Genomic DNA, 21,039 nt, shown 5'->3' on the forward strand with positions numbered 1-21,039 from the left:
CTTGCTAGACAACAGACTGTCGGTTGGGCAGAGTGCCTAACTAGCGCATCATTCCGCCCGGCGGCATGCCACCGCCGCCCATGCGTCCCATCGCACCGGACATCTGGCGCATCAGACCTTTCATTCCGCCGCCGGCCATCTTCGACATCATCTTCTCCATCTGCATGTATTGCTTGAGCAGACGGTTGACGTCGGCGGGCTGCATGCCGGAGCCGCGCGCGACACGCGCGCGACGCGAGCCGTTGAGCAGATCGGGGTGGCGGCGTTCTTTTTTGGTCATCGAATTGATGATCGCGACCATGCGCTGCACTTCCTTGTCGTTGACCTTCGACTTCACCGCGTCGGGCAGATTGCCCACACCGGGCAGCTTGTCCATCAGAGAGGCAAGACCGCCCATGCTGAGCATCTGCTGCAACTGATCGCGCATGTCGTTCATGTCGAAACGCTTGCCCTTCATCACCTTTTCGGCAAGCTTCTGCGCTTTTTCCTTGTCGACGTTCTGCTCGACCTGTTCGACCAGCGAGAGCACGTCGCCCATGCCGAGAATGCGCTGCGCAATGCGGTCGGGATAGAACGCGTCGAGGCCATCGGGTTTTTCGCTGACGCCGATAAACTTGATCGGCCGCCCGGTGATATAGCGCACGCTCAAGGCCGCGCCGCCGCGCGCGTCGCCGTCGGTCTTGGTCAGCACGACGCCGGTCAGCGGTAACGCTTCGGCGAAGGCCTTCGCAGTGTTCGCCGCGTCCTGACCGGTCATCGCATCGACGACGAACAAAGTCTCGATCGGATTCAACACCGCATGCAGCGCCTTGATCTCGTCCATCATTTCCTTGTCGATGGCGAGACGGCCCGCAGTGTCGACGATCAGCACGTCGGCGAAATTCTTTTTCGCCGCATCGAGTGCAGCTTTGGCGATCGCGACCGGATCCTGTTCGCCGGTGCTCGGATGGAACAGCACATCGACCTGCTCGGCCAGCGTGCGCAACTGTTCGATCGCGGCCGGACGGTAGACGTCGCAGCTGACGACCATGACTTTTTTCTTCTTGCGGTCCTTGAGGAATTTCGCCAGCTTGGCCACAGTGGTCGTTTTGCCCGCGCCCTGCAGGCCGGCCATCAGCACGATCGCCGGCGGCGCGGCGGCAAGATTCAGATCGGTGTTGACCGAGCCCATCACCGCCGTCAACTCGTCGCGCACGACCTTGACCAAGGTTTGTCCCGGCGTCAGGCTTTTCAGCACCTCGACACCGACCGCGCGCACCTGGATGCGCTGGATCAGCGCCTGCACCGCGGGCAGCGCAACGTCCGCTTCGAGCAGGGCGATGCGCACTTCGCGCAAGGACTCGCGGATATTCGCCTCGGTCAGGCGCGCGCGACCGCGCAGGCGCTCGATCGTGGTCGACAGGCGTTGGCTCAGGGACTCGAACATAAAGATCTTGCCGAAATGGAAATCAGCTGCGAATTATAGCGGTTGATCGACCCGGCTGCCCCGTTCGCGACCTGCCCGACATGCCGCCAGGTCCAGGCGATGGTCATTTCATGCGCAACGCGACCCGGCCGAGCGCTGGTGCGCTCGCGCAATGCCCTGCGTGCAGGCCGTCGAGATAGCGCGTTACGAGAGCAGTCTTGGCGCGAGGATCGGATGGTACGCGCCCGACGGAAATGCGAACCGGGCCTTTCCCGCGGCAACGCAACCCAGGCATCAAATCCGATCTTGGGGTGTATATCAGGTATTGTCGAGACTCTGGCGTTATCGTGGCGACGGAAATGGGGGCATCTGCATGAAGGTTTGGCAAGAATTTCTTGGTGTCGAGGACGCGGAGGTCAAGGACTATCACCGTCTGGCGCGCCGAGAACTCATCGACCTGTTCTCTTCGCCGAGGAAGCGCATCGTGGAGATTGGCTGCGCCGCGGGTTACACGGGCAAGTATGCCAAGCAAAAATTCGCCGGCGTCGAATACTGGGGCTTTGATCTCAACAAGGCCGCAGCCAAGGAGGCACTGCAGAACCTGGATCGAGTGGTTTGCGGAAAATTCGAGGAACAGCAGCTTGACTTGATGGGGCTTGAACCCCGTTCAGTGGATGGCGTCGTGCTCGGCGATGTGCTCGAACACATGTACGATCCCTGGAGCGTCTTGACCGCGCTCTCGCCGTGGCTCACTGCAGACGCAGAGTTGGTGATCAGCCTTCCGCACGTCCGCAATCTCTGGCTGCTCAACGAAATCGCCGAGGGTCGTTTCACCTACGATCAACACGGACTGCTGGACATCACGCATATCCGTTTTTTTACCGGAAATGAAATCCGCGAGCTGATGGACTCCACCGGCTATTCCATAGCGATGGGGCAGTTGGTGATGGACGAACGCCTGCAAGATTATTACGTGGCCAATCAGGGCCGAACTGGTCCCTGCATCGTCCACTATCGCAGCATCTCCATCAAGACAACCGGTGAAACTCTGGCGGAATTTTGCGCCAAGCAATTTCTCATTCGCGCTATTCCAAAGAAGGGTCTCGCGGCTCCCATCGACGTCCACCCATCGTATCTGCCGAAGAGCATCGTCGCCGACCACGAGGCGTCCCGAAGCGCCCCACAAGCAGCATCCGACCGACTCTTGCGCGTTCCTGAGCAAACACTTGAAATGCCCTAGCCCTTGAGGCAAAAGCTGGCGCAGGAATCGCAGGTTCCGAGCCTGCAATGAGGAAACCAAGACGGTGCGCGGACCGCATCCTCGCAGACTCAATGCCTGTCATTTTGTATTCTATGCGACACTTGGCGCATGCCCATCACCGTCTTCGCCGTCATCTCGATCGCGCTCTACCTTGCCGCCGCCGCAACGCTGGCGCTGCCTCTGCTGCATCGCCAGGCGCAGCCGCGCACGCTGAGTCTCGGCCTTGCCGCGGTCGCGGTTCTCGCGCATTTCGCGGTGCTGATCGGCGCGCATCGCGGCGGCGTCGATCTGCATTTCTTCGCGGCGCTGTCCCTGGTCGGTGCCTGCATCGCCGCGTTATGTCTGCTGGTGAACCTGAGCCGGCCGGTAGCGACTCTCGGCGTGATCGTGTTTCCGCTCGCTGCGCTGCTGCTGGGTGTCGATGTCTTCCTTGCCCCATCGACCCAGCCGCTGGCGATGGAGTGGCAGATCAAGCTGCACGTGATCTTCGCCCTGCTCGGCTTCAGCGTGCTCAGCATCGCCGCGCTGCTGGCGATTCTGCTCGCCTTGCAGGAACGCGCGCTGCGCCAGCGCCACTTCGACGGCCTCGTGCGCGCGCTGCCACCGCTGACATTGACCGAGGCGCTGATGTTTCAGTTGATCGGCGCGGGCTTCGCTCTGCTCACGCTGACCCTGATCAGCGGCATCCTGTTCGTCACCAATCTGTTCGACCAGAATCTTGCGCAAAAAACCGTACTGTCGATCATTGCCTGGTTCGTGTTCGGCGCGCTGCTGTTCGGTCGCTGGCGCTACGGCTGGCGCGGGCGCCGGGCCGTACAACTGACGCTCGCCGGCATGGCCGTGCTGCTGCTCGCGTTCTTCGGCAGCAAGCTGGTACTGGAACTGATCCTGAAACGCGTCAGCTGAGTGCTGGCGATTGAATCGTGCCACGCCGTGGAGCGCATTCATCCGCCGAAAACGCGGCACCCGCGACCGAAGCAACGCAAGGTCACTCGTTAGGACGCGGCCGCATCCAAAGCTTCGGACAGGCGCTCGACGCCGATAATTTCCAGGTCGCCGATCTTCGCGCGTTTCGGCGCATTCGCTTTCGGCACGATCGCCTTGAGAAACCCGTGCGTCGCTGCCTCACGCAGGCGCTCCTCGCCGTTCGGCACCGGGCGGATTTCACCGGACAGGCCGACTTCGCCGAACGCGACGAGCTTGTCCGGCAAGGGCCGGTCGCGGAAACTCGACAGCACGGCGAGCAACACCGGCAGATCGGCCGCGGTTTCCTGCACGCGGATACCGCCGACGATGTTGACGAACACATCCTGGTCGTACACCGCCGCGCCGCCATGGCGATGCAATACGGCGAGCAGCATCGCGAGGCGATTCTGTTCGAGGCCCAATGCGACGCGGCGCGGATTGCCGAGCGAGGATTGATCGACCAGCGCCTGCACCTCGACCAGCAGCGGCCGCGTGCCCTCGCGCGTGACCATCACCGCACTACCCGGCGTCGGCGCACTGTGCGGGGAAAGGAAGATCGCCGACGGGTTCGGCACTTCGCGCAGGCCCTTGTCGGACATGGCGAATACGCCAAGCTCGTTGACCGCACCGAAGCGGTTCTTGAATGCGCGCAGGATGCGGAAACGGCTACCCACCTCACCCTCGAAGTACAGCACCGCATCGACCATATGCTCGAGCACGCGCGGCCCGGCGATGCCGCCTTCCTTCGTCACATGGCCGACCAGAAAGATGCTCGTACCTGTTTCCTTGGCGTAACGAACGAGGCGCGCCGCCGATTCGCGCACCTGACTCACGGACCCCGGCGCTGCGGTCAGGGTTTCAGTCCAGATCGTCTGGATCGAGTCGATCACGAGAACGCGCGGAGTATCCTTTTGTGTATTTTCCACAATGCGCTCGACGCAGGTTTCGGCGAGGCAGCGCAGCGCGTCGAGCGGCAGACCGAGGCGCTGTGCGCGCGCGGCGATCTGCGCCAGCGATTCCTCGCCGCTGACATAGAGCGTGCGCAGGCGCTTGCCGAGCGCACCCAGGGTTTGCAGCAGCAAGGTGGATTTGCCGATGCCCGGATCGCCGCCGACCAGCACGACCGAACCATCGACCAGACCGCCACCGAGCACGCGGTCGAGCTCGCCGATACCGATCGTCGTGCGCGTCTCCGCCTCCAGCGCGATGTCGGTCAGGGCCACGATCTTCGGCGGCTGCGCCGCACCGGCATAACCAGCGCGCTTGACCGTACCCGCGCCGGCCTTGGCCGGCTCGATCACGAATTCACTGAGCGTATTCCACGCGCCGCAGGATTCGCACTGCCCCTGCCACTTGTTGTGTTCCGCACCGCACTGGTTGCAGACGTAGGCTGTTTTCGCTTTGGCCATCAGCGTGGTTCCTTCATAAATGCGTTGCCGGTGATACAGCTGGAGTGGCGCAAGATGTCGCACGCGGCCTTGAGGAATGTGGATGGCGATTGGGCGGAGGCGATGGAGTCCACCGCGAGGTACAATACAACCCGTACCCCACTTCCAAAGCGGCGCTCCCGATGGCTTCCCTGCTCAAACAAAATCCGTGGCTGCGCGACCCGAAAATTCGTGCGAAAGCGCTGCGTATCTCGGCGGCCACTTCTTCTGCGGTAGAGGGTATCCGCAAACCGTATGCGGACCTGAAGAAATCCATCAAACCTGTCCAGAATAAAAAGAAGAAGTCCGCCTGATCGCTAATTCAAAAACTGATCCGAGTCGCGCATAATCGCCAGTCATGGCCGCGTGAATCCCAGCGATATAAGCACGCTTGCCGTATCCGGAAAAATTCGAAAAAGCCAGCGGCGGCACACCAGCCTGCAACGCCATCAGCCACGCCAGCAGGCGCGCGCAGCGTCCATTGCCTTCACGGAATGGATGAATCAGTATCAACTCCGCGTGCGTACGGGCCAGCACGCGCGCGAGGCGCGTCGTATCCATTCCATCGCACGGCGTTTCCTGCGCCAGTTCCTTGCGCGAGAAATCCGCCATCAGGCGCGGCACCTGCGCTGCCGCTGCAAACATGAAACCGCTCTTGGTGATATTCACACTGCGATAATCACCGGCCCATGTATAGATGCCGCCCAGCCATTGCCTATGCAACTCGCACACATCCGCCGCGGTGAAGCGATGCGCCGCGTCAAAATGCCTGAGCGCCCATTCCTGCGCGGCGTCCAGTGCAACAGATTCGGCTTGCTGCATCTCGCCGACGCGGCGTATGCCGAACCGGTTGCGCAGCACGCGCCCGCGCGAACCCGGTTCAAACTCGGATTCGACACCGCTAGCGGCATAGCGCATGGTCATCGCGCTACGCCCGCAACATCACGACGCGCGACCATTTCGAGCATATCCTCGGAATGGTCTTATAAAGCATTTCGGTGACCTCACCGAAATGGTTGCAACGAGTGGCTTGCGCGTTCAACGTCGGCTCCCGCTTTCGACCATCTTGAGCGAATCCCCACAATGGTCGGATGTCCGCGCAACAATCACCAGCGCATCCGCGCGATATCGAAGGCACCGGCCGACTCGAGTTTGTCGCCGAGCTTGCGCAGATGGATGAAGTCGCGATGGCCGCGCTCGCGCCCGACCATGAACACATCACCGTAGTCGACATGTTTCACAGTCGCCTTCTCCACTTCGTGCGATACACCCCACCATTGATTGCCCTTCACTTCAAGCAAGGCGACACCGTCGGCCTGCTTCCGCTCCGTCAACGACACGACAAAGTCCGGGAAAAAACCATCACCCTCATCGAGAGCCAGCGCGACGAAGTCGTCGTTGATCGCGCGGTCTCTGACCTCGTCGTCCTCGCGTTCCCACACCAGGCCGAGCTGACGCTGGGCATCGCGTCGTTCGAGCAGACGTATCAATGTTTCCTTGTCATGATGATCGTATTTCGACATCGGCAGTTTTCAGCTTTTCCTGTGCGAGGCGCGCGTCATGCCGCCTTCGGTAGCACTTCGCGCGCGATCTTGCGCCCGGTTGCGGATTCGGCGACGCGCAGATCGTAGGCTGTTTGCAGATTCAGCCAGAACTGCGGTGTTGTATCGAAGTACCGCGCCAGTCGCAGTGCGGTGTCGGCGGAAATGCCGCGGCGCTCACGCACGATATCGTTGATGCGCGGCGCGGGCACTTTGAGCGCCTTCGCGAGCGCGTTGGCACTCATGCCCAACTCGACCAGATAGTCTTCCCGCAAAATTTCACCCGGGTGTACCGGACGCATACCGTTCTTGAACATGATGTCACCCTTCAATGATAGTCGACGACTGAGAACTTAATTTTCGTCCTCGACAAACAATACCCGCCGCGTCACGCCGCAGGTGAGGTCATAGGAAATCGTGCCCGCGTGCCCCGCGATCTGTTCGACCGGCAGGCCGCGGCCCCAGAGCACGACGCGATCGCCGACCTGCGCGTCGGGCACGCTGCGCAGATCGAGCGTGATCAGGTCCATCGAAACGCGGCCGACAATCGGCGCGCGCTGGCCGCGGATCAGTACCGGCGTTCCAGGTCCCGCACTGCGCGGATAACCATCGCCATAGCCGATCGCGGCGACGCCGACGCGCATGTCTTCGGGACACTCCCAGGTCGCCGCGTAGCCGATGCGCTCGCCCTTCTGTATACGGTTTATCGAAATCAACTTGGTCGACAAGGTCATCGCTGGCGCGAAGCCCAGATCGCTGCCGCTCTTGCCGTCGATCACGGACAGGCCGTAGAGCAGGCCGCCGACGCGCACCCAGTCGCCGTAAGCCGCAGGCCAGCCGAGCACGCCGGCGGAGTTGGCCAGCGAGCGTGGACCGGGCAGATCTTTTGTGGCGGCTTCGAAACGCGCGATTTGCCCGGCCGTCAATTCGTTGGCGAATTCGTCCGAGGCGGCGAAATGCGTCATCAGCGCGATCTCGTCGTCGACATTCGGCAGCGCGCGCAATCGTGCGTGGATCTCGATCGCGCGCTCCGGCGCAAAACCCAAACGGTGCATACCGGTGTCGATCTTCAGCCAGACGTGCAGCGGACGCGGATCGCGATCGGCATCGAGCCAGGCGAGTTGCGCCTCATGATGGATCACCGCATCGAGTTGCAGGCGGCGCAGCTCGGCGAGGTCGGCTGGCTCATCCGGCCCGGATAGCACGACGATGCGCTGCCGGTGCCTCGCCGCACGCAGACGCTGGCCATCCGCGATCGCGGCGACACCGAGCGCGTCGGCATCGCTCAGGCTGCGCGCGACGCGTTCAAGCCCATGGCCGTAACCGTCGGCCTTGACCACGGCCATCACGTTCGCCCCGCGCGCCAACTCGCGCACGCGCGCCAAGTTGTTGCGCAAGGCGTCGAGATGGATCGTGGCGAGGGCGGTACGGCTCATTGAAGATACTGCGCTGGAAGAGGATGCAAGATAAAAACCGTCGGCGCTTCACGCATGGCCGGTCAACCAGGCCTTCGTTATCTCATCGATGAAAGCGCCAACGCTGGATGCGTGCTTGCGCGGCGATGGCAAGGAATGGCTTTTTCGGGACGCATACCGCCACGCATCTTAAACGTTTCTGCCCGCTGCCGGCGCGGTCGGGCCATGCGCACGCAGAGATCGAGCCGCCGCCACAACCAGAATCGTCGCGGCGCACTGCGCGAGAACAAACCCCGGCACATCCTGCGGTCGAATTCCGGCAAAGGTATCGGTGAGCGCGCGCGCCAGGGTCACTGCGGGATTGGCGAACGACGTCGATGCGGTAAACCAGTATGCGGCGAAAATATAGGCGCCGATCAGCGCCGGCAGCGACCGCGGCCGTGTTTGCGATCCGATCAGGATGGTCGCCAGCAGTCCCGCCGTGGCGACGATTTCGCTGAGCCACTGGCCGCTGCCCGTGCGTGCATGCGTACTGAATTGCAGCAGCGGCAGATCGAACATCGCGTGTGCGAACAGTACGCCGATGATCGCGCCGGCGATTTGCACTACGACATAACCCAGCATATCGGTGACGGAGATTTCGCGGCACGCGGCAACAAGGCAAGTCACCAGCGGATTGAAATGCGCGCCGCTGATCGGCGCAAGCAACGCGATCAGCACATAGAGGCCGGCGCCGGTGGCGGCTGCGTTTGCGAGCAGGGCGATCGCCGCGTTTCCTTGCGCCAGACGCTCGCCCATGATGCCCGAGCCAACGACAATCGCCAGCAGCGCGGCCGTACCAAGACCTTCGGCCAGCAATCGACGGCTGCGACTCACGGCGACGACTCGCTGATCGCATCGAGGCGGTTGCGCAAGGTCGCACTGTCGAGTTGTTCGACCGGCAGCGCGAGCAACTGTTCGATGCGATACCGGATCACGCGGTGCGCGTCGGCGAACGCCTGTTCGATCTCGCCTTGCGTGCCTTTCACCGCGGCCGGATCGGGCAGACCCCAATGCGTACGCACGAAATCGCCCAAGAATATCGGACATGTCTCCTGCGCCGCGCTGTCGCAGACGGTGATGACCAAATCCAGCTGGGGTGCGGCGTCGCCGGAGAACTCGTCCCAGGATTTGCTGCGATAACCGTCCACCGCAATACCCGCACGTTCGAGCTGACGCAACGCCTGCGGATTCACCCGACCGGTCGGCTGGCTGCCGGCGCTGTACGCGAGAAAGCGCCCGCGACCCAGGTGATTCAACATCGCCTCGGCCAGAATGCTGCGTGCGGAATTGCCGGTGCAGACAAACAGCACACGGTACGGATTCGGATTCATGGTTGTATACTTTTCCGCATGCATACCGAAGACGCCGGACATAGTTCGACAAACTCGTGCGTCGATTGCAACTCAGCCGGTGCCGCATCCCGGGCGATCACGGTGTACCCTCGCTGTGCGAAGAAACGCTCGGCGGTTGTCGTCAGCAACACCAACTCGACAATTCCCTGCCCGCGCGCCGCCGCTTCGATCGCGTCGACCAGCGCCGTGCCGATACTTGCGCCATGCTGCTCCGGCGCCACGGCCAGCGAGCGCAGCAGACCAAACGGCGGATACGGCTCCAAACCGACAATACCGATCAACGCATCGGAGTTCGCCGCGCGCGCAACGTGGAAATGTGCGAGGTGCGCCGCATCGAGATCAAGACTGGGCAAGCTGGCCCGCGTGAGCAGCGCACGAATTGCGCCAAGGTCGCCAGCGACGGCGGGCTGAATTCTCATGCTCTAGCAGCAACTTGCAGCGGGCTTCGCCGACGATGCCTCGCCACCGCATGCCGCCGGTTTGCAGCAAGCGCTCGCCTCGCTCCGTTCGATCGCACGATCCGGGCGATCCTCGCCGTAAACCGGCACCGTGCCCAGCGAATGAAACGTTTCCCATGCAACGCCCTGCGGATCGGCGATCCAGTACTTGTCCGACTTGGCATAGCAGCACGCCGTACCGACCTGCTCGACCAGGCCGCGATCCGCGCGTTCGAGCTGATCGCGTAGCGCCACGAGCTCTTCGCCGTCATCGACCTGCAGGCCGAGATGATTCACGCCGACCTTGTCGCCGCGCTGGGAGATCGCGAAATTCAGGCGTGGATCCTTCAGCATCCATTTCGCATAGTCGGTCTTGCGCACCGTGGGTTCGGCGTTGAACAAGGTGGAGTAGAAACCGATGCTGCGATCGAGATCAGCGACGGCGACATGCACGTGAAAGCGTTTCATGAACGAATCCTCCTACGCGTGGATTGGGTTTTGACCGGCGCACAGTCGGGGCTGCACGATTGGCCGGCACAACAGTTTTCGGTGAGATAGGCGATGACGGAATTCATCGTCGCGAAATTCGCCGCATACCAGACGAAGCGGCCATCCTGCCGGCTCACGACAAGGTCGGCGTGGCTCAGTTCCTTCAGGTGAAACGACAACGTCGCCGGCGCGACCTTGAGCGCCGCACCGATGCTGCCGACCGCGGCGCCGTCCGGCCCGATTTCGACCAGATAACGGAAGATCGCCAGACGCGTCTCCTGCGCCAGCGCTGCGAGCGCGGCGAGCATCGTTTTTGTTTTCATACTTCCATAATAATGGAAATATGGAAGCAGTCAAGTTGCGGGACTCGGGACTCGGAAAGAGAATTAGGAGAGTCTCGTCATTCCGGCGAAAGCCGGAGGTGCTTTAAACCAGCCAAGCTGGTCATCCAAGGTCTCTCGCTCTTGCTTACCCCAGAACAAGACGCTGGATTCCGGCTTTCGCCGGAATGACGAAGGACTGCGCTTTATCGAATCCCGAGTCCCGAGGCCCGAATCTTTACTCGTAGCCGCCGCCGTAGCTGTCCGCGGCGAAACTCTCGAACTTGGTGTATTGACCGAGGAAGGTCAGCTTGAGCGAACCGGTCGGGCCGTTGCGCTGCTTGCCGATGATGATTTCGGCCTGGCCCTTGTCGGCCGATTCGGGGTTGTAGTACTCGTCGCGGTAGATGAACAGGATCACGTCGGCATCCTGCTCGATCGCGCCGGATTCGCGCAGGTCCGCCATCATCGGGCGCTTGTCGGTGCGCTGTTCGAGCGAGCGGTTGAGCTGCGACAGCGCGAGCACCGGCACGTTCAATTCCTTGGCCAGCGCTTTGAGGCCGCGCGAGATTTCGGAAATCTCGGTCGCGCGGTTTTCCTTGTTGCCCGGCACGGCCATCAGCTGCAGGTAATCGATCACGATCAGTCCCAGATCGTGTTCGCGTTTCAGGCGGCGCGCACGCGCACGCAACTCGGCCGGCGACAGCGAGGGCGTGTCGTCGATAAAGATTTTTGCGTCCGACAAAAGGGTGATCGCGCTGGTGACGCGCGGCCATTCCTCTTCCTGGATATCGCCCGTGCGCAGATGCTGCTGATTGATGCGGCCGAGCGAAGAGATCAGACGAAACGCCAATTGCGAGGCCGACATTTCCATCGAAAATATGGCGACGGCCTTCTTCGACTTGATCGCCGCGTGTTCGGCCATATTCACCGCGAGCGCGGTCTTGCCCATCGACGGACGTGCGGCGAGGATGATCAGATCCGACGGCTGCAGGCCGGCGGTCAGTTCGTCCAGATCGGCGAAGCCCGTGGCGAGACCGGTCACCGAACCCTTGCTTTCGTAGCGCTGGTGCAGAATTTGGAACGCTTCCTTGACCGCCGTGCGCATCGGGGTGAAGCCCTTGCGCCCGCGCGCGCCGGATTCGGCGATGCGGAAGACCTTCTGCTCGGCGCCTTCGAGAATTTCCTGCGTGCTGCGTCCTTCCGGCTGGAAACCATCCCCAGCGATTTCCGTGCCCGCGTCGATCAACTGGCGCAGCACGGATTTCTCGCGCACGATCTCGGCATAGGCGACGATGTTCGCCGCGCTCGGCGTGCCGTTGGCGAGCTGGATCACATAGCTCGATCCGCCGACGAGTTCGGACAGCTTGTTCGATTCGAACCAGTCCGCAAGCGTGACCGCATCGCAGGGCATGTTCTTGTTCGACAGTTCGCCGATCGCACGATAGATCAGGCGATGGTCCTTGCGATAGAAATCGTCCTCGACCAGTTTGTCCGCGATGCGCTCCCACGCGTGGGCATCGAGCATCAGACCTCCGAGCACGGCCTGCTCGGCATCGATCGAATGCGGCGGTACGCGCAACGCATCGACGCGCGCGGGGAAAATGCGATCCGGAGAGGCGGCCATGTTTCTTCTGTGTGACGAACGGGGAGCTGCCCGTGCATGTTACACAGTCCCGTCTCATCTGCCGATACGATAACTCTGTGGATATCCTGTGGGAATCGCACTGGCCGGGTTCGTGCATCGTCAGGCGCGATTGGAATACCATGACCGCCGCCTCCACAGAAAACGGTGTCCGCACATGAGCGAGCCCATCACCAATGTCATGGACCTGCGCGAACTCGCCCGCCGCCGCGTGCCGCGTGCGTTCTTCGAATACGCCGACCGCGGCGCTTACGACGAGATCACCCTGCGCGACAACCGCGCCGCACTCGAAGCGATCCGCCTGCGCCAGCGCGTACTGGTCGATGTCGACAAGCGCTCGCTCGCCACCACGATCCTCGGCCAGCCCGCTACGCTGCCGCTTGCGCTTGCACCGACCGGATTGACCGGCCTGCAGCGCGGCAGCGGCGAGATCCTCGCGGCGCGCGCCGCGGACGCGGCTGGCATTCCGTTTTGTCTATCCACGATGTCGATCTGCTCGATCGAGCAGGTGCACGCCGCAGTGCCCGCGCCGTTCTGGTTCCAGATTTACGTGATGCGCGATCGCGGCTTCACGCGATCGCTGATCCAGCGCGCCATAGACGCCGGCTGCTCGGCACTGATGCTCACCGTCGATCTGCAGATCCAGGGCCAGCGCCATCGCGAGATCAAGAACGGCATGACCGTGCCGCCCAAGCTCACGCTACGTAATTTCCTCGACATCGCGAGCAAGCCGGCCTGGGCGTGGCGCGCGCTCACCGCACCGAGCCGTTCGTTCGGCAACCTCGCCGGCCAGATCAAGGGCGCCGACAGCCTGCTCACGCTGGCGCAATGGATCGCCACGCAATTCGATCCAACCCTGACCTGGAGCGACCTCGACTGGGTGCGCAAAGCTTGGCCGGGCAAGCTCATCATCAAAGGTGTACTCGATGCCGAAGACGCCGCGATCGCAGCCAAGGCCGGCGTCGATGCGATCGTCGTATCCAATCACGGCGGCCGCCAGCTCGACGGCGCGCCCGCATCCATCGCCGCGCTTCCAGGCGTGGTCGATGCGGTGGCCGGCCGCAGCGAGGTGCTGTTCGACGGCGGCATCCTCAGCGGCCAGAGTCTGCTCAAGTCGCTCGCGCTCGGCGCGCGCGCCGGACTGATCGGCAAGGCGTTTCTCTATGGCCTCGGCGCGCTCGGCGAAGCCGGCGTGACCAGGACGATCGAGATCATCCGCAAGGAACTCGATGTGAGCCTCGCGCTGACCGGGCAGACCGACGTGACGCGGGTGACGCGCGATATCCTGAGAAACGCCGATGCGTCGCCATGGACTGCGCCGGCTTGAGCATTCCTATCGTGGAGAGCCGCTGTTTCAAACACACCATAGTCGCTCGCGTCGAGCGCGATCCACGCTTTGCCAAGGCGATGCTCGACGAGGCGGCAACCTTGTTCCTCAACGACGAGCCGGATGTTGCGCGCACGATCCTGCGCGATCTGGTCAACGCCACAATCGGTTTTGAAGGCCTGGCAGTCAAGACGAAAACGCCGAGCAAAAGCCTGCATCGCATGCTCTCGCCGACCGGCAATCCGAATATGGAAAACCTGGCGGCGATTTTTGGCGCCGTGCGCAAGTCTCTCAAGGTCGATCTTCGCGTGCGCACGATACGTGCGGCGTGAGTAGCCGCCGGTCCGCGCCAGCCGTCAGCGCCAGGTCGTAATCATCAGCCGGAACACGAAGCGCTGGTTTCTCGATCCGTGTGCCGCGAGCAAATCGAGCGCTCACTTGCCATCCAGGTGAGCGCTCGAATTTCATCCTCCTACTTGCAGGATTGCAGAAGCGCCCTTACTGCCTGCGCAGATGCTTGCGCTGGCAACGAATGTTTGAGGCACAACGGCGTCATGCTGCCGGTGAATTGCCCTGGCCCGGAGAATGCCAGATGGGTCGGAAATGCTGTCGGATTGCTCGGATCGACATTCGCGCTCACCTCGATATCGGTGACGCGGAAGCTGCTGACGCCGCCCGGGAATCCGTGCTGGGTGAAGTCAAACAGCTGGCCACCGGGCAGCGGATATTGCTTATGGTTGACGATCAGCGTGTATTGGCTGTCGCCGATACCAACCGGCAAGCGCACAGTCGTGAACAGCGGATCGCCGACACCGGTCGCATAGTCGAAGCCGAGCGCGGGCGCTGGGTCGATGGAGATCGGCGTGTTCGGAATCACGTCGACGGTGAACGTGTAGGCGCCGTTCGACGTCGTTCCTGAGGGCGCGTAGGCCAGCGTCGCAATAAAGCCGTGGGCGATGGTGTCGTCGACATCTTCGTAGTATTGGCCGGTGACCTCGCCACCGTTACCGATACCCTCCACGTATATGTCGCCGAGGCCAGGCGAGTTGAGGAGCGTGTAGCCACTTGAGGTACCGACGAAACCGGCAGGAGGCCGTCCGTGGCCGTATACAAAACCGTCGATCAGGCCCTTGTCGTTGATCCCTCGCGCTCGGGTGTTCTGCCCGTTGACCGTGAATAGGGTCTGGGCGCCCGGGATATTGGCATCGCAGAAGTTCGGGGTGCCGGTATCGGTATCGCAGAGAAAGCCTTGGTACTGATTGCCACTGAAAGTAGCACTACCGACGACCTGGCCCACCGTGTTGATGCCTCTTGCGATAACGAAGATCGAGTTGGGTACCACGATATCCCTGAACGATCCTGTGGCCGGGTTATAGGTGAATCCGACCGTGTCGATCGTATTTCCTGCCGTATCGGTACTCCATGCATCCCCTGCCACCAAGCCCGCGGAATTGATGCCGCGCATCTCCACAAATGTCTGCGGCGGGTGAGGCACCAGAGTGTAGGTCGAGCCCTGCAGAATGAACCCGTCGCTGTAGGAACCATCCGCCGACCCGGCAATTCCCACAATTGTTTCGCTATCGTTGATGTCTTGCGCATAAAGATCAAATCCAGCGGGTGCCGTCGGCAACGGTGTGCACGTGCCGGCGGTGCCCCCGGAATACTTGAAAGGTACGTTGTTCCCGTTGCTATCGGTGGCATTGCCGACGGTCGCACTCGACACGTTGATGCCAAGCAATCCGGGGTTGGTCAATCCGGGACAGTTGATAGAGACGAACACATATCCCGTTGTCGACTGCGCGTGAGCGCTCGCGGACGCCACGATGGCGAGGCAGCCAGCCAGTACGACTCGGAGCATTCTTGACACGCGTACACGTATAGCCAGTACATTTCTGACGCTCTTCATACCTACCCCCTATGGGTGATGAGATATCGGTCGATTAGTATTGCGATCGTTTTATTTAAACGCTGTGGCATCCTCAAGATCCGTGCGGCGCGGAAGCTTAACCTGCATTCCACCGATACGAAAGAGCGGGTACAGCAACGGTCTCGGCAATCGTGCAGGATCCTCTGAGCGACCCGCTGCTCGTCATTCCGGCAAAAGCGGGAAGCGCTTTACAACAGCGAAGCTGGTCATCCATCGTGCTCCTGGAGACGAGGGTCAAAATGGATCCCGGCTTTCGCCTGGATGACGGCTTATTCAGATCATCATTAAGGCAAGACAGATTCGGCGTCCTCAGTTCACGCAAGCCATCATAGAATGGGATTGGTCGCACTGATAAACCACGTGCTCGATGGCGCCCAGATGCCGTTCGGCCGCACAAACGGCGCGAGCGCTTGGGTGAGGGCAGCGACCACTTGCGGCTTGCGCTTTTCGCCTTCCTCACCGGCGAGGCGGATGATTTCGCCAGCGGGACCGAGCGCCATCGCGAACGCGATCGCGTCGTCCAGATCGCGGCCGATGCAGATGTCGCAGTCGTAGCGTTCGAAGGTGATGCGCTCGAAGCCCGCGCCACGCAGCATCGTGCTCACCATATCCGGGCCTGACATCGAGAACGGTCCCGGTCCGCAATGCACCTGACCGCTGTCCTCGTGCGCCACGACCGGCACGATCTTGCGCACGGCCAGCTCGGCCTCGTGCAGCCAGGGATTTTCCTCACGCCGCCGCCACACGATCTGGGTGAAAACGCCACCGGGCTTGAGTGCGTTGCGGATATTGCGCATCGCCGCGCCGGGCATCTCGAAAAACATCGTGCCGAAGCGCGCGAATGCATAGTCGTAGGGACCGCGCAGATCGCCCCACTGCGCATCGCCGACGAAGAAATGCGCGTTGTGGACACTGGCTGCGTTCGCATCCGCTTCGGCCGAACGGATGAAGTTCTCGGCGCAGTCGGTGCCGACCGCCGCGCCGCCCGGGCCGACGCGCTGGGCAATGCGCAGCGTGCTGTCGCCAAAGCCGCAGCCGACGTCGAGTACGCGAGCACCCTGTGGAAAGCGGCAGCGTTCGAATGCCGCATCGCTATGCTGCGACAAGCCATCCACGAGCAGATGCCTGAAGCGGCAGAACTTCTCGTAGAGGACTGTGTTCCAGGCTTCGACGATGACGCGGTTGCTGTCGTCCATGCTCACCTCCCCGATGACCAGCCCATGCTACGCCGTTTTGTTCGCGATTCACTCTGCCGCTACGCCGTTCCGGGCAAGGCATTCGTCTTTCAGCGCGTAGACATCTCAGATCGCCAATCTTTTGCCGGCCGCTCGCATGCGCTACGCTTGCGCCAAGGCAATATCGGGAATGGGCCGCGACATGTCTGGCAACAAAACGACCATTGACGACAACAGACTCGACCGCATCGTCGCCGATGCGCGCAGCGACGCACGGCAGCGGGAACTCGGTTATCGGGAGCGTGCGCTGAAGATGTATCCGTGGATTTGCGGACGCTGCGCGCGCGAATTCACCCGTGCCAACGTGCAGGAACTGACCGTGCATCATCGCAATCACGATCACGACTACAACCCGCCCGATGGCAGCAACTGGGAGTTGTTGTGCGTGTATTGTCACGACAATGAGCACTCGCGCTATATCGATCACGCAGCTGGTGCGCTATCGACGACGGACAGCGACGTGCCCGCAACGAGCAACCCGTTCGCGAATCTCAAGGCGTTGCTGAAGGAGCGCTGATGCTGGCAAGCACCCAAAAACAAAAAAAGGCGCCACATGGGCGCCTTTTCGATGTTGCGAGAAGCGTGACGCTCAGTCTTCGGCGGTGATGATGACCTTGACCGTGGTGTGCACGTCCGCATGCAGATGCACCGGAACTTCGAACTCGCCGGTGTGACGCAGCGGGCCTTCGCTCATGACGACTTCACTCTTTTCCAGCGGATGGCCGGCGGCGCTGAATGCCTCGGCGATATCGCGCGGACCGACCGAGCCGAACAGCTTCCCTTCGGGACTCGCGTTCGCCTTGAGCGTGATCGACGCGCCCTCGATTGCCGTCTTGCGCGTTTCTGCGGCGCCGTGAATCTGGTTTGCCTTGTTTTCGTATTCGGCGCGGCGCTGCTCGAACTCGGCAACGTTGGCGGCGGTCGCCGGCACGGCCTTGCCCTGCGGCACGAGATAGTTGCGGCCATAACCCGGCTTGACCTTGACCTTGTCGCCGAGGCCGCCGAGATTTTTCACTTTCTGTAAAAGTACCAATTCCATGATGTTCTCCAATTCGTTAGCGTCGGCTTGAAAGCCGCCGGCGCAGCAGTGGGCTGTCCGAATTCTTTAAGCCCCTCTCCCGCCGGGAGAGGGGTTTGGGGTGAGGGTCCGGCATCCAATTACAATCCATCCTTGGAGTTCACCTCCGGTCGACATCCTGTCTCCCCTTCAGCCGCTGTCGCGGCTTCGACCTCATCCGCCCTTCGGGCACCTTCTCCCAGCGGGAGAAGGGAAAGCTTTTAGTGAGCGTCGCTGTAAGGCAGCAGAGACAGGAAACGCGCCTGCTGGATCGCCTTGGTCAACTGACGCTGGTAGCGCGCCTTGGTCCCGGTGATGCGGCTGGGCACGATCTTGCCCGTTTCGGTGAGGTACTGGCGCAGCGTGTTGAGATCCTTGTAATCGATCTCCTTCACACCCTCGGCGGTGAAGCGGCAGTATTTCTTGCGGCGGAAAAACTTCGACATGATCTGATCCTGGTTTTATGAGGTGACTACTCGGCGGCTGCAGGGCGCGGAGTGCGCGGCGGACGTGGCGAGCGTTCGCGCGGCTCGTCGAAATCCTCGCCACCGAAACCGATCGCGTCGTCGTCGCGGCGGCGACCGCCCTTCTCGTCCTTGTTCTTGAGGATGAAGGACTGGTCGGTGACGGCTTCGTCGCGGCTGACAATCAGATGACGCAGCACCGCGTCGTTGAAGCGGAAACCGGTCTGCAGTTCCTTGAGCACTTCGGCGCCGCACTCGATATTGAGCAGCACGTAATGCGCCTTGGCCAGGTTGTTGATCGGATACGAGAGCTGGCGGCGGCCCCAGTCTTCGAGGCGATGGATCTTGCCCTTGTCGCCCTCGATCAGCGCCTTGTAGCGCTCGATCATTGCGGGCACCTGCTCGCTCTGGTCAGGGTGGACCAGAAACACGACTTCGTAATGACGCATCTTCACTCCTTATGGATATCGCAGCGGAGGATTCCGGCGCGATAGCCTCCCGCGGTGCGGTGAGGCAAGGCCTTCGCGGCACGAGGCCGGATCGAAGGGCCGCAAATTATAGGGGAATCAGGGAATTGGCGCAACTACTCGATGCGCAGACGCCTAGCGCTTGGCGGCGTGATGGACCGGCCGCGCCGGAACAATCGCAAAATTGATCAGGCGCAGATAGCCGCCTTCATCCACGAAACCCATGCGGAACGCGATACGGCTGTCGGGCGCGGCATAGTAGCCGCTGATGTCGATGCCGCCATGCCCGTCGACTTGAGGCGCATCCGGAATGACTGGGACGAGCTGGTTGAGCAAGGTGAAATCGCCGCCGGAGGCGAGCGTGTTGCGATAAGCGGCATCGAGTTGCGCCGCGGTCTGCTGCTCGCGCCACAGGTGCGAGACGATATCTGACTGCAGGAATTCGTCCATGTTCTTGTGCTTGACCGCCAGCGCGAACGCACGCACGGCGGCACGCACCGCGGCCATCTGCGGCGGCGGCAACTCGACGCCAGGACCTTCCGCCGTACCGGTTTTCACCGCCGCGAGCGTTGCGGAGTCTGGCATGCCTTCGGCGCGAGTAATGGCCTTCGGCGTGGCGGGGACTGCGCTGAAACGAACATCGATAAAACTCAGGCCGATATGTCCGCCTTCACGGATGAAGCGCATCTCGAATGACGTTGGCGGCGCGCTCGCGTAGTGGCCCTTGACGGTCAACTGATTTACCTCATCAAGCTGCAGCGATCCTTCGAGCACAGGCTGCATTGCGTCGAGCCTGGTCAGGTCGACTCCGCTATCCATCAGCGGCTTGAATACCGCATTCATCTTCTCTGCCGGGTACGTCTGCGCCAGCGTTGCCGATACCACCACGCTGCCATGGAAGCCGAGCATGTCCTTCTTCTTCACCGCAATGGCGAAGCGGTGCATGACTTCCTTGACGCGTGCGCTCACGATCAAGGGGTTTTGATCGCTGGGCTGCATCGGTTCAAACGCCAGCGCGGTGTTGAATGGCAAACCCGGAAACAGCGCCGCGCCGAGCAAGACGAGTTTTTGAATGGCTTTGCGGGTCGTCTGCTTATCCCGGAAACCGCCAAGGCGGGCGTTGGGATCGATGCGCGCGTCGGTCACAGGTGTCGCGCGATCAGGCGGCCGGATCGACGGTAAAGCTTTCGCCGCAGCCGCATTCGCCGGTCGAGTTCGGATTGCGGAACACGAACATCGAATTCAGGCCCTGGCGCGCGAAGTCGATTTCCGTGCCATCGACCAGCGACAGGGTTTTCTCGTCGACGACCAGGGTCAGGCCGTCCTGCTCGATCACGCGATCGTTGGCCGCGATGCGCTCGGCGATATCCACCGTGTACGCATAGCCGGAGCAACCGGTCTTGCGCACGCCGAAACGCACGCCCGCCGCTTGCGGATTCGCGGCGAGGAAGTTCTGCATGCGCTGACGCGCGGCGGCGGTGAGTTGGATATTCATCGTGTTCGATTCTACAGTACAACCGCATCAAACCGTGCGGCAAAGGATGTTGTGGTCAGGTTCCGTTATTATCTGCGGAGTAACTCTGTGCCGTCATTCCGGCGAAAGCCGGAAATGCTTCACAACAGCGAAGCTGGTCATCCAGTGTCTTTGCACTTTTGTGTTGAAAGAAAACAAGAGGCGCTGGATTCCGGCTTTCGCCGGAATGACGAGCTAAAAAAGAGCCTTTCTGGCTATCAAGTTTGGGCAAATCAGCAGGAGTTTCAAGGTATGGCGGTAGTCAGCGTCAAGCAGGCATTGTCCGGAGCCGTCGCCGCAAACAGCGAGGTCAGCGTGCGCGGCTGGGTGCGCACGCGCCGCGACTCCAAGGCCGGGCTGTCCTTCGTCAACCTGAGCGATGGCTCGTGCTTCGATCCGATCCAGATCGTCGCGCAAAATACGCTGCCAAACTATGTCGACGAAATCACGCGTCTCACGGCGGGCTGCGCCGTGATCGCGACCGGGCAACTGGTGCCGTCGCAGGGCAAGGGCCAGAGTTTCGAGATTCAGGCGAGCAAGGTCGAAGTGGTCGGCTGGGTCGATGATCCGGAAACTTATCCGATCCAGCCCAAGGCGCACACGATGGAATACCTGCGCGAGGTCGCGCATCTGCGCCCGCGCACCAATACCTTCGGTGCGATTTCGCGTGTGCGCCACTGCATCGCGCAGGCTGTGCATCGCTATTTCAGCGAACGCGATTTTTTCTGGATCAACACGCCGATCATCAC

General features: G+C 61.7%; 25 protein-coding genes and 1 pseudogene. 7 read left to right on the forward strand and 19 right to left on the reverse strand.

What is annotated here, in order from left to right; genetic code table 11:
• Positions 1–40: 40 nt before the first annotated feature.
• Positions 41–1,426 carry a signal recognition particle protein gene (gene ffh, locus VIE67_RS03120; RefSeq protein ID WP_332023174.1) on the reverse strand — a complete coding sequence of 462 codons (1,386 nt, stop codon included), beginning with the start codon at positions 1,424–1,426 and terminating at the stop codon, positions 41–43.
• A gap of 352 nt (positions 1,427–1,778) precedes the next feature.
• Between ffh and VIE67_RS03125 the strand changes: the two genes are divergently transcribed.
• Complete coding sequence (locus tag VIE67_RS03125; RefSeq protein ID WP_332023176.1) at positions 1,779–2,645, forward strand: class I SAM-dependent methyltransferase; 867 nt, start codon at positions 1,779–1,781, stop codon at positions 2,643–2,645.
• Positions 2,646–2,774: 129 nt separating this feature from the next.
• Entirely contained in the window at positions 2,775–3,572 is a 798-nt protein-coding gene (locus VIE67_RS03130; RefSeq protein ID WP_332023178.1) for a cytochrome C assembly family protein, read from the forward strand.
• Between the two features lie 89 nt (positions 3,573–3,661).
• On the opposite strand, the gene radA is transcribed toward VIE67_RS03130, so the two are convergent.
• Positions 3,662–5,041, reverse strand: coding sequence for a DNA repair protein RadA (gene radA / locus VIE67_RS03135; protein WP_332023180.1), 1,380 nt, complete (start codon positions 5,039–5,041; stop codon positions 3,662–3,664).
• Between the two features lie 161 nt (positions 5,042–5,202).
• Here radA and VIE67_RS03140 point away from each other — a divergent pair, with 161 nt between their 5' ends.
• Positions 5,203–5,373 (forward strand): hypothetical protein, encoded by a 171-nt coding sequence (locus tag VIE67_RS03140; RefSeq protein ID WP_332023182.1) that lies wholly within the window; start codon positions 5,203–5,205, stop codon positions 5,371–5,373.
• Here the strand turns inward: VIE67_RS03140 and VIE67_RS03145 are convergent.
• The 10 genes and pseudogenes from VIE67_RS03145 to VIE67_RS03190 form a co-directional block, all read right to left on the reverse strand.
• Positions 5,336–5,983, reverse strand: a complete 648-nt coding sequence (locus tag VIE67_RS03145) for a Fic/DOC family protein (RefSeq protein ID WP_332023184.1) — start codon at positions 5,981–5,983, stop codon at positions 5,336–5,338. The two genes, VIE67_RS03140 and VIE67_RS03145, sit on opposite strands and share 38 nt — an antisense overlap.
• 182 nt (positions 5,984–6,165) lie before the next feature.
• A complete protein-coding gene (locus VIE67_RS03150) occupies positions 6,166–6,582 on the reverse strand; it encodes a hypothetical protein (RefSeq protein WP_332023186.1) in 417 nt (138 codons plus the stop codon).
• Between the two features lie 35 nt (positions 6,583–6,617).
• Positions 6,618–6,917, reverse strand: a complete 300-nt coding sequence (locus VIE67_RS03155) for a HigA family addiction module antitoxin (RefSeq protein WP_332023188.1) — start codon at positions 6,915–6,917, stop codon at positions 6,618–6,620.
• Positions 6,918–6,953: 36 nt separating this feature from the next.
• Positions 6,954–8,036 (reverse strand): alanine racemase, encoded by a 1,083-nt coding sequence (alr, locus tag VIE67_RS03160; RefSeq protein WP_332023190.1) that lies wholly within the window; start codon positions 8,034–8,036, stop codon positions 6,954–6,956.
• A 168-nt stretch (positions 8,037–8,204) separates the two neighbouring features.
• Complete coding sequence (locus VIE67_RS03165) at positions 8,205–8,891, reverse strand: aquaporin (protein WP_332023192.1); 687 nt, start codon at positions 8,889–8,891, stop codon at positions 8,205–8,207.
• A complete protein-coding gene (locus tag VIE67_RS03170) occupies positions 8,888–9,388 on the reverse strand; it encodes an arsenate reductase ArsC (RefSeq protein ID WP_332023194.1) in 501 nt (166 codons plus the stop codon). Before VIE67_RS03170 ends, VIE67_RS03165 begins: the two co-directional genes overlap by 4 nt.
• Positions 9,385–9,828: an arsenic resistance N-acetyltransferase ArsN2 gene (gene arsN2 / locus VIE67_RS03175; RefSeq protein ID WP_332023195.1), complete on the reverse strand. Its 444-nt coding sequence runs from the start codon at positions 9,826–9,828 to the stop codon at positions 9,385–9,387. Before arsN2 ends, VIE67_RS03170 begins: the two co-directional genes overlap by 4 nt.
• 3 nt (positions 9,829–9,831) lie before the next feature.
• On the reverse strand, positions 9,832–10,314 hold the full coding sequence (locus tag VIE67_RS03180; RefSeq protein WP_332023197.1) for an ArsI/CadI family heavy metal resistance metalloenzyme: 483 nt from the start codon (positions 10,312–10,314) through the stop codon (positions 9,832–9,834).
• On the reverse strand, positions 10,311–10,658 hold the full coding sequence (locus tag VIE67_RS03185; protein ID WP_332023199.1) for an ArsR/SmtB family transcription factor: 348 nt from the start codon (positions 10,656–10,658) through the stop codon (positions 10,311–10,313). Before VIE67_RS03185 ends, VIE67_RS03180 begins: the two co-directional genes overlap by 4 nt.
• Positions 10,659–10,893: 235 nt before the next feature.
• A pseudogene (locus VIE67_RS03190) lies at positions 10,894–12,318 on the reverse strand (replicative DNA helicase); the annotation flags it as partial.
• A gap of 139 nt (positions 12,319–12,457) precedes the next feature.
• Between VIE67_RS03190 and VIE67_RS03195 the strand changes: the two are divergent.
• Together VIE67_RS03195 and VIE67_RS03200 are read left to right on the forward strand one after the other, a co-directional pair.
• Positions 12,458–13,627 (forward strand): alpha-hydroxy acid oxidase, encoded by a 1,170-nt coding sequence (locus tag VIE67_RS03195; protein ID WP_332023201.1) that lies wholly within the window; start codon positions 12,458–12,460, stop codon positions 13,625–13,627.
• Positions 13,624–13,959, forward strand: a complete 336-nt coding sequence (locus VIE67_RS03200) for a helix-turn-helix domain-containing transcriptional regulator (protein ID WP_332023203.1) — start codon at positions 13,624–13,626, stop codon at positions 13,957–13,959. Before VIE67_RS03195 ends, VIE67_RS03200 begins: the two co-directional genes overlap by 4 nt.
• Positions 13,960–14,099: 140 nt before the next feature.
• Here VIE67_RS03200 and VIE67_RS03205 read toward each other — a convergent pair whose 3' ends face one another.
• Both VIE67_RS03205 and VIE67_RS03210 read right to left on the reverse strand, forming a co-directional pair.
• On the reverse strand, positions 14,100–15,449 hold the full coding sequence (locus VIE67_RS03205; protein ID WP_332023205.1) for a hypothetical protein: 1,350 nt from the start codon (positions 15,447–15,449) through the stop codon (positions 14,100–14,102).
• Between the two features lie 431 nt (positions 15,450–15,880).
• A complete protein-coding gene (locus VIE67_RS03210) occupies positions 15,881–16,750 on the reverse strand; it encodes a class I SAM-dependent methyltransferase (protein WP_332023207.1) in 870 nt (289 codons plus the stop codon).
• 181 nt (positions 16,751–16,931) lie between these two features.
• Here VIE67_RS03210 and VIE67_RS03215 point away from each other — a divergent pair, with 181 nt between their 5' ends.
• Positions 16,932–17,306 carry a YajD family HNH nuclease gene (locus VIE67_RS03215; RefSeq protein ID WP_332023209.1) on the forward strand — a complete coding sequence of 125 codons (375 nt, stop codon included), beginning with the start codon at positions 16,932–16,934 and terminating at the stop codon, positions 17,304–17,306.
• Between the two features lie 72 nt (positions 17,307–17,378).
• Here the strand turns inward: VIE67_RS03215 and rplI are convergent, their stop codons facing one another.
• From rplI to VIE67_RS03240, 5 genes are all read right to left on the reverse strand, one after another.
• Positions 17,379–17,828: a 50S ribosomal protein L9 gene (gene rplI, locus VIE67_RS03220; protein WP_332023211.1), complete on the reverse strand. Its 450-nt coding sequence runs from the start codon at positions 17,826–17,828 to the stop codon at positions 17,379–17,381.
• 239 nt (positions 17,829–18,067) lie between these two features.
• On the reverse strand, positions 18,068–18,292 hold the full coding sequence (rpsR, locus tag VIE67_RS03225; RefSeq protein ID WP_332023212.1) for a 30S ribosomal protein S18: 225 nt from the start codon (positions 18,290–18,292) through the stop codon (positions 18,068–18,070).
• A 26-nt stretch (positions 18,293–18,318) separates the two neighbouring features.
• On the reverse strand, positions 18,319–18,759 hold the full coding sequence (rpsF, locus tag VIE67_RS03230) for a 30S ribosomal protein S6 (RefSeq protein WP_332023214.1): 441 nt from the start codon (positions 18,757–18,759) through the stop codon (positions 18,319–18,321).
• A gap of 153 nt (positions 18,760–18,912) precedes the next feature.
• Entirely contained in the window at positions 18,913–19,923 is a 1,011-nt protein-coding gene (locus VIE67_RS03235; protein WP_332023216.1) for a hypothetical protein, read from the reverse strand.
• A gap of 13 nt (positions 19,924–19,936) precedes the next feature.
• On the reverse strand, positions 19,937–20,272 hold the full coding sequence (locus VIE67_RS03240; protein WP_332023218.1) for a HesB/IscA family protein: 336 nt from the start codon (positions 20,270–20,272) through the stop codon (positions 19,937–19,939).
• 270 nt (positions 20,273–20,542) lie between these two features.
• Between VIE67_RS03240 and VIE67_RS03245 the strand changes: the two genes are divergently transcribed.
• Positions 20,543–21,039, forward strand: a 497-nt coding sequence (locus tag VIE67_RS03245) for an OB-fold nucleic acid binding domain-containing protein (RefSeq protein ID WP_332023220.1), incomplete at its 3' end; no start/stop codon positions are given.

It is taken from the genome of Rudaea sp., from assembly GCF_036560865.1.
Lineage (GTDB): Bacteria > Pseudomonadota > Gammaproteobacteria > Xanthomonadales > Rhodanobacteraceae > Rudaea.

Bases quoted from the DNA above. Each gene is read 5' to 3' on its own strand.
- ffh (WP_332023174.1), bottom strand. From the start codon at position 1,426: ATGTTCGAGTCCCTGAGCCAACGCCTGTCGACCACGATCGAGCGCCTG.
- VIE67_RS03125 (WP_332023176.1), top strand. From the start codon at position 1,779: ATGAAGGTTTGGCAAGAATTTCTTGGTGTCGAGGACGCGGAGGTCAAG.
- VIE67_RS03130 (WP_332023178.1), top strand. From the start codon at position 2,775: ATGCCCATCACCGTCTTCGCCGTCATCTCGATCGCGCTCTACCTTGCC.
- radA (WP_332023180.1), bottom strand. From the start codon at position 5,041: ATGGCCAAAGCGAAAACAGCCTACGTCTGCAACCAGTGCGGTGCGGAA.
- VIE67_RS03140 (WP_332023182.1), top strand. From the start codon at position 5,203: ATGGCTTCCCTGCTCAAACAAAATCCGTGGCTGCGCGACCCGAAAATT.
- VIE67_RS03145 (WP_332023184.1), bottom strand. From the start codon at position 5,983: ATGACCATGCGCTATGCCGCTAGCGGTGTCGAATCCGAGTTTGAACCG.
- VIE67_RS03150 (WP_332023186.1), bottom strand. From the start codon at position 6,582: ATGTCGAAATACGATCATCATGACAAGGAAACATTGATACGTCTGCTC.
- VIE67_RS03155 (WP_332023188.1), bottom strand. From the start codon at position 6,917: ATGTTCAAGAACGGTATGCGTCCGGTACACCCGGGTGAAATTTTGCGG.
- alr (WP_332023190.1), bottom strand. From the start codon at position 8,036: ATGAGCCGTACCGCCCTCGCCACGATCCATCTCGACGCCTTGCGCAAC.
- VIE67_RS03170 (WP_332023194.1), bottom strand. From the start codon at position 9,388: ATGAATCCGAATCCGTACCGTGTGCTGTTTGTCTGCACCGGCAATTCC.
- arsN2 (WP_332023195.1), bottom strand. From the start codon at position 9,828: ATGAGAATTCAGCCCGCCGTCGCTGGCGACCTTGGCGCAATTCGTGCG.
- VIE67_RS03180 (WP_332023197.1), bottom strand. From the start codon at position 10,314: ATGAAACGCTTTCACGTGCATGTCGCCGTCGCTGATCTCGATCGCAGC.
- VIE67_RS03185 (WP_332023199.1), bottom strand. From the start codon at position 10,658: ATGAAAACAAAAACGATGCTCGCCGCGCTCGCAGCGCTGGCGCAGGAG.
- VIE67_RS03195 (WP_332023201.1), top strand. From the start codon at position 12,458: ATGAGCGAGCCCATCACCAATGTCATGGACCTGCGCGAACTCGCCCGC.
- VIE67_RS03210 (WP_332023207.1), bottom strand. From the start codon at position 16,750: ATGGACGACAGCAACCGCGTCATCGTCGAAGCCTGGAACACAGTCCTC.
- VIE67_RS03215 (WP_332023209.1), top strand. From the start codon at position 16,932: ATGTCTGGCAACAAAACGACCATTGACGACAACAGACTCGACCGCATC.
- rplI (WP_332023211.1), bottom strand. From the start codon at position 17,828: ATGGAATTGGTACTTTTACAGAAAGTGAAAAATCTCGGCGGCCTCGGC.
- rpsR (WP_332023212.1), bottom strand. From the start codon at position 18,292: ATGTCGAAGTTTTTCCGCCGCAAGAAATACTGCCGCTTCACCGCCGAG.
- rpsF (WP_332023214.1), bottom strand. From the start codon at position 18,759: ATGCGTCATTACGAAGTCGTGTTTCTGGTCCACCCTGACCAGAGCGAG.
- VIE67_RS03240 (WP_332023218.1), bottom strand. From the start codon at position 20,272: ATGAATATCCAACTCACCGCCGCCGCGCGTCAGCGCATGCAGAACTTC.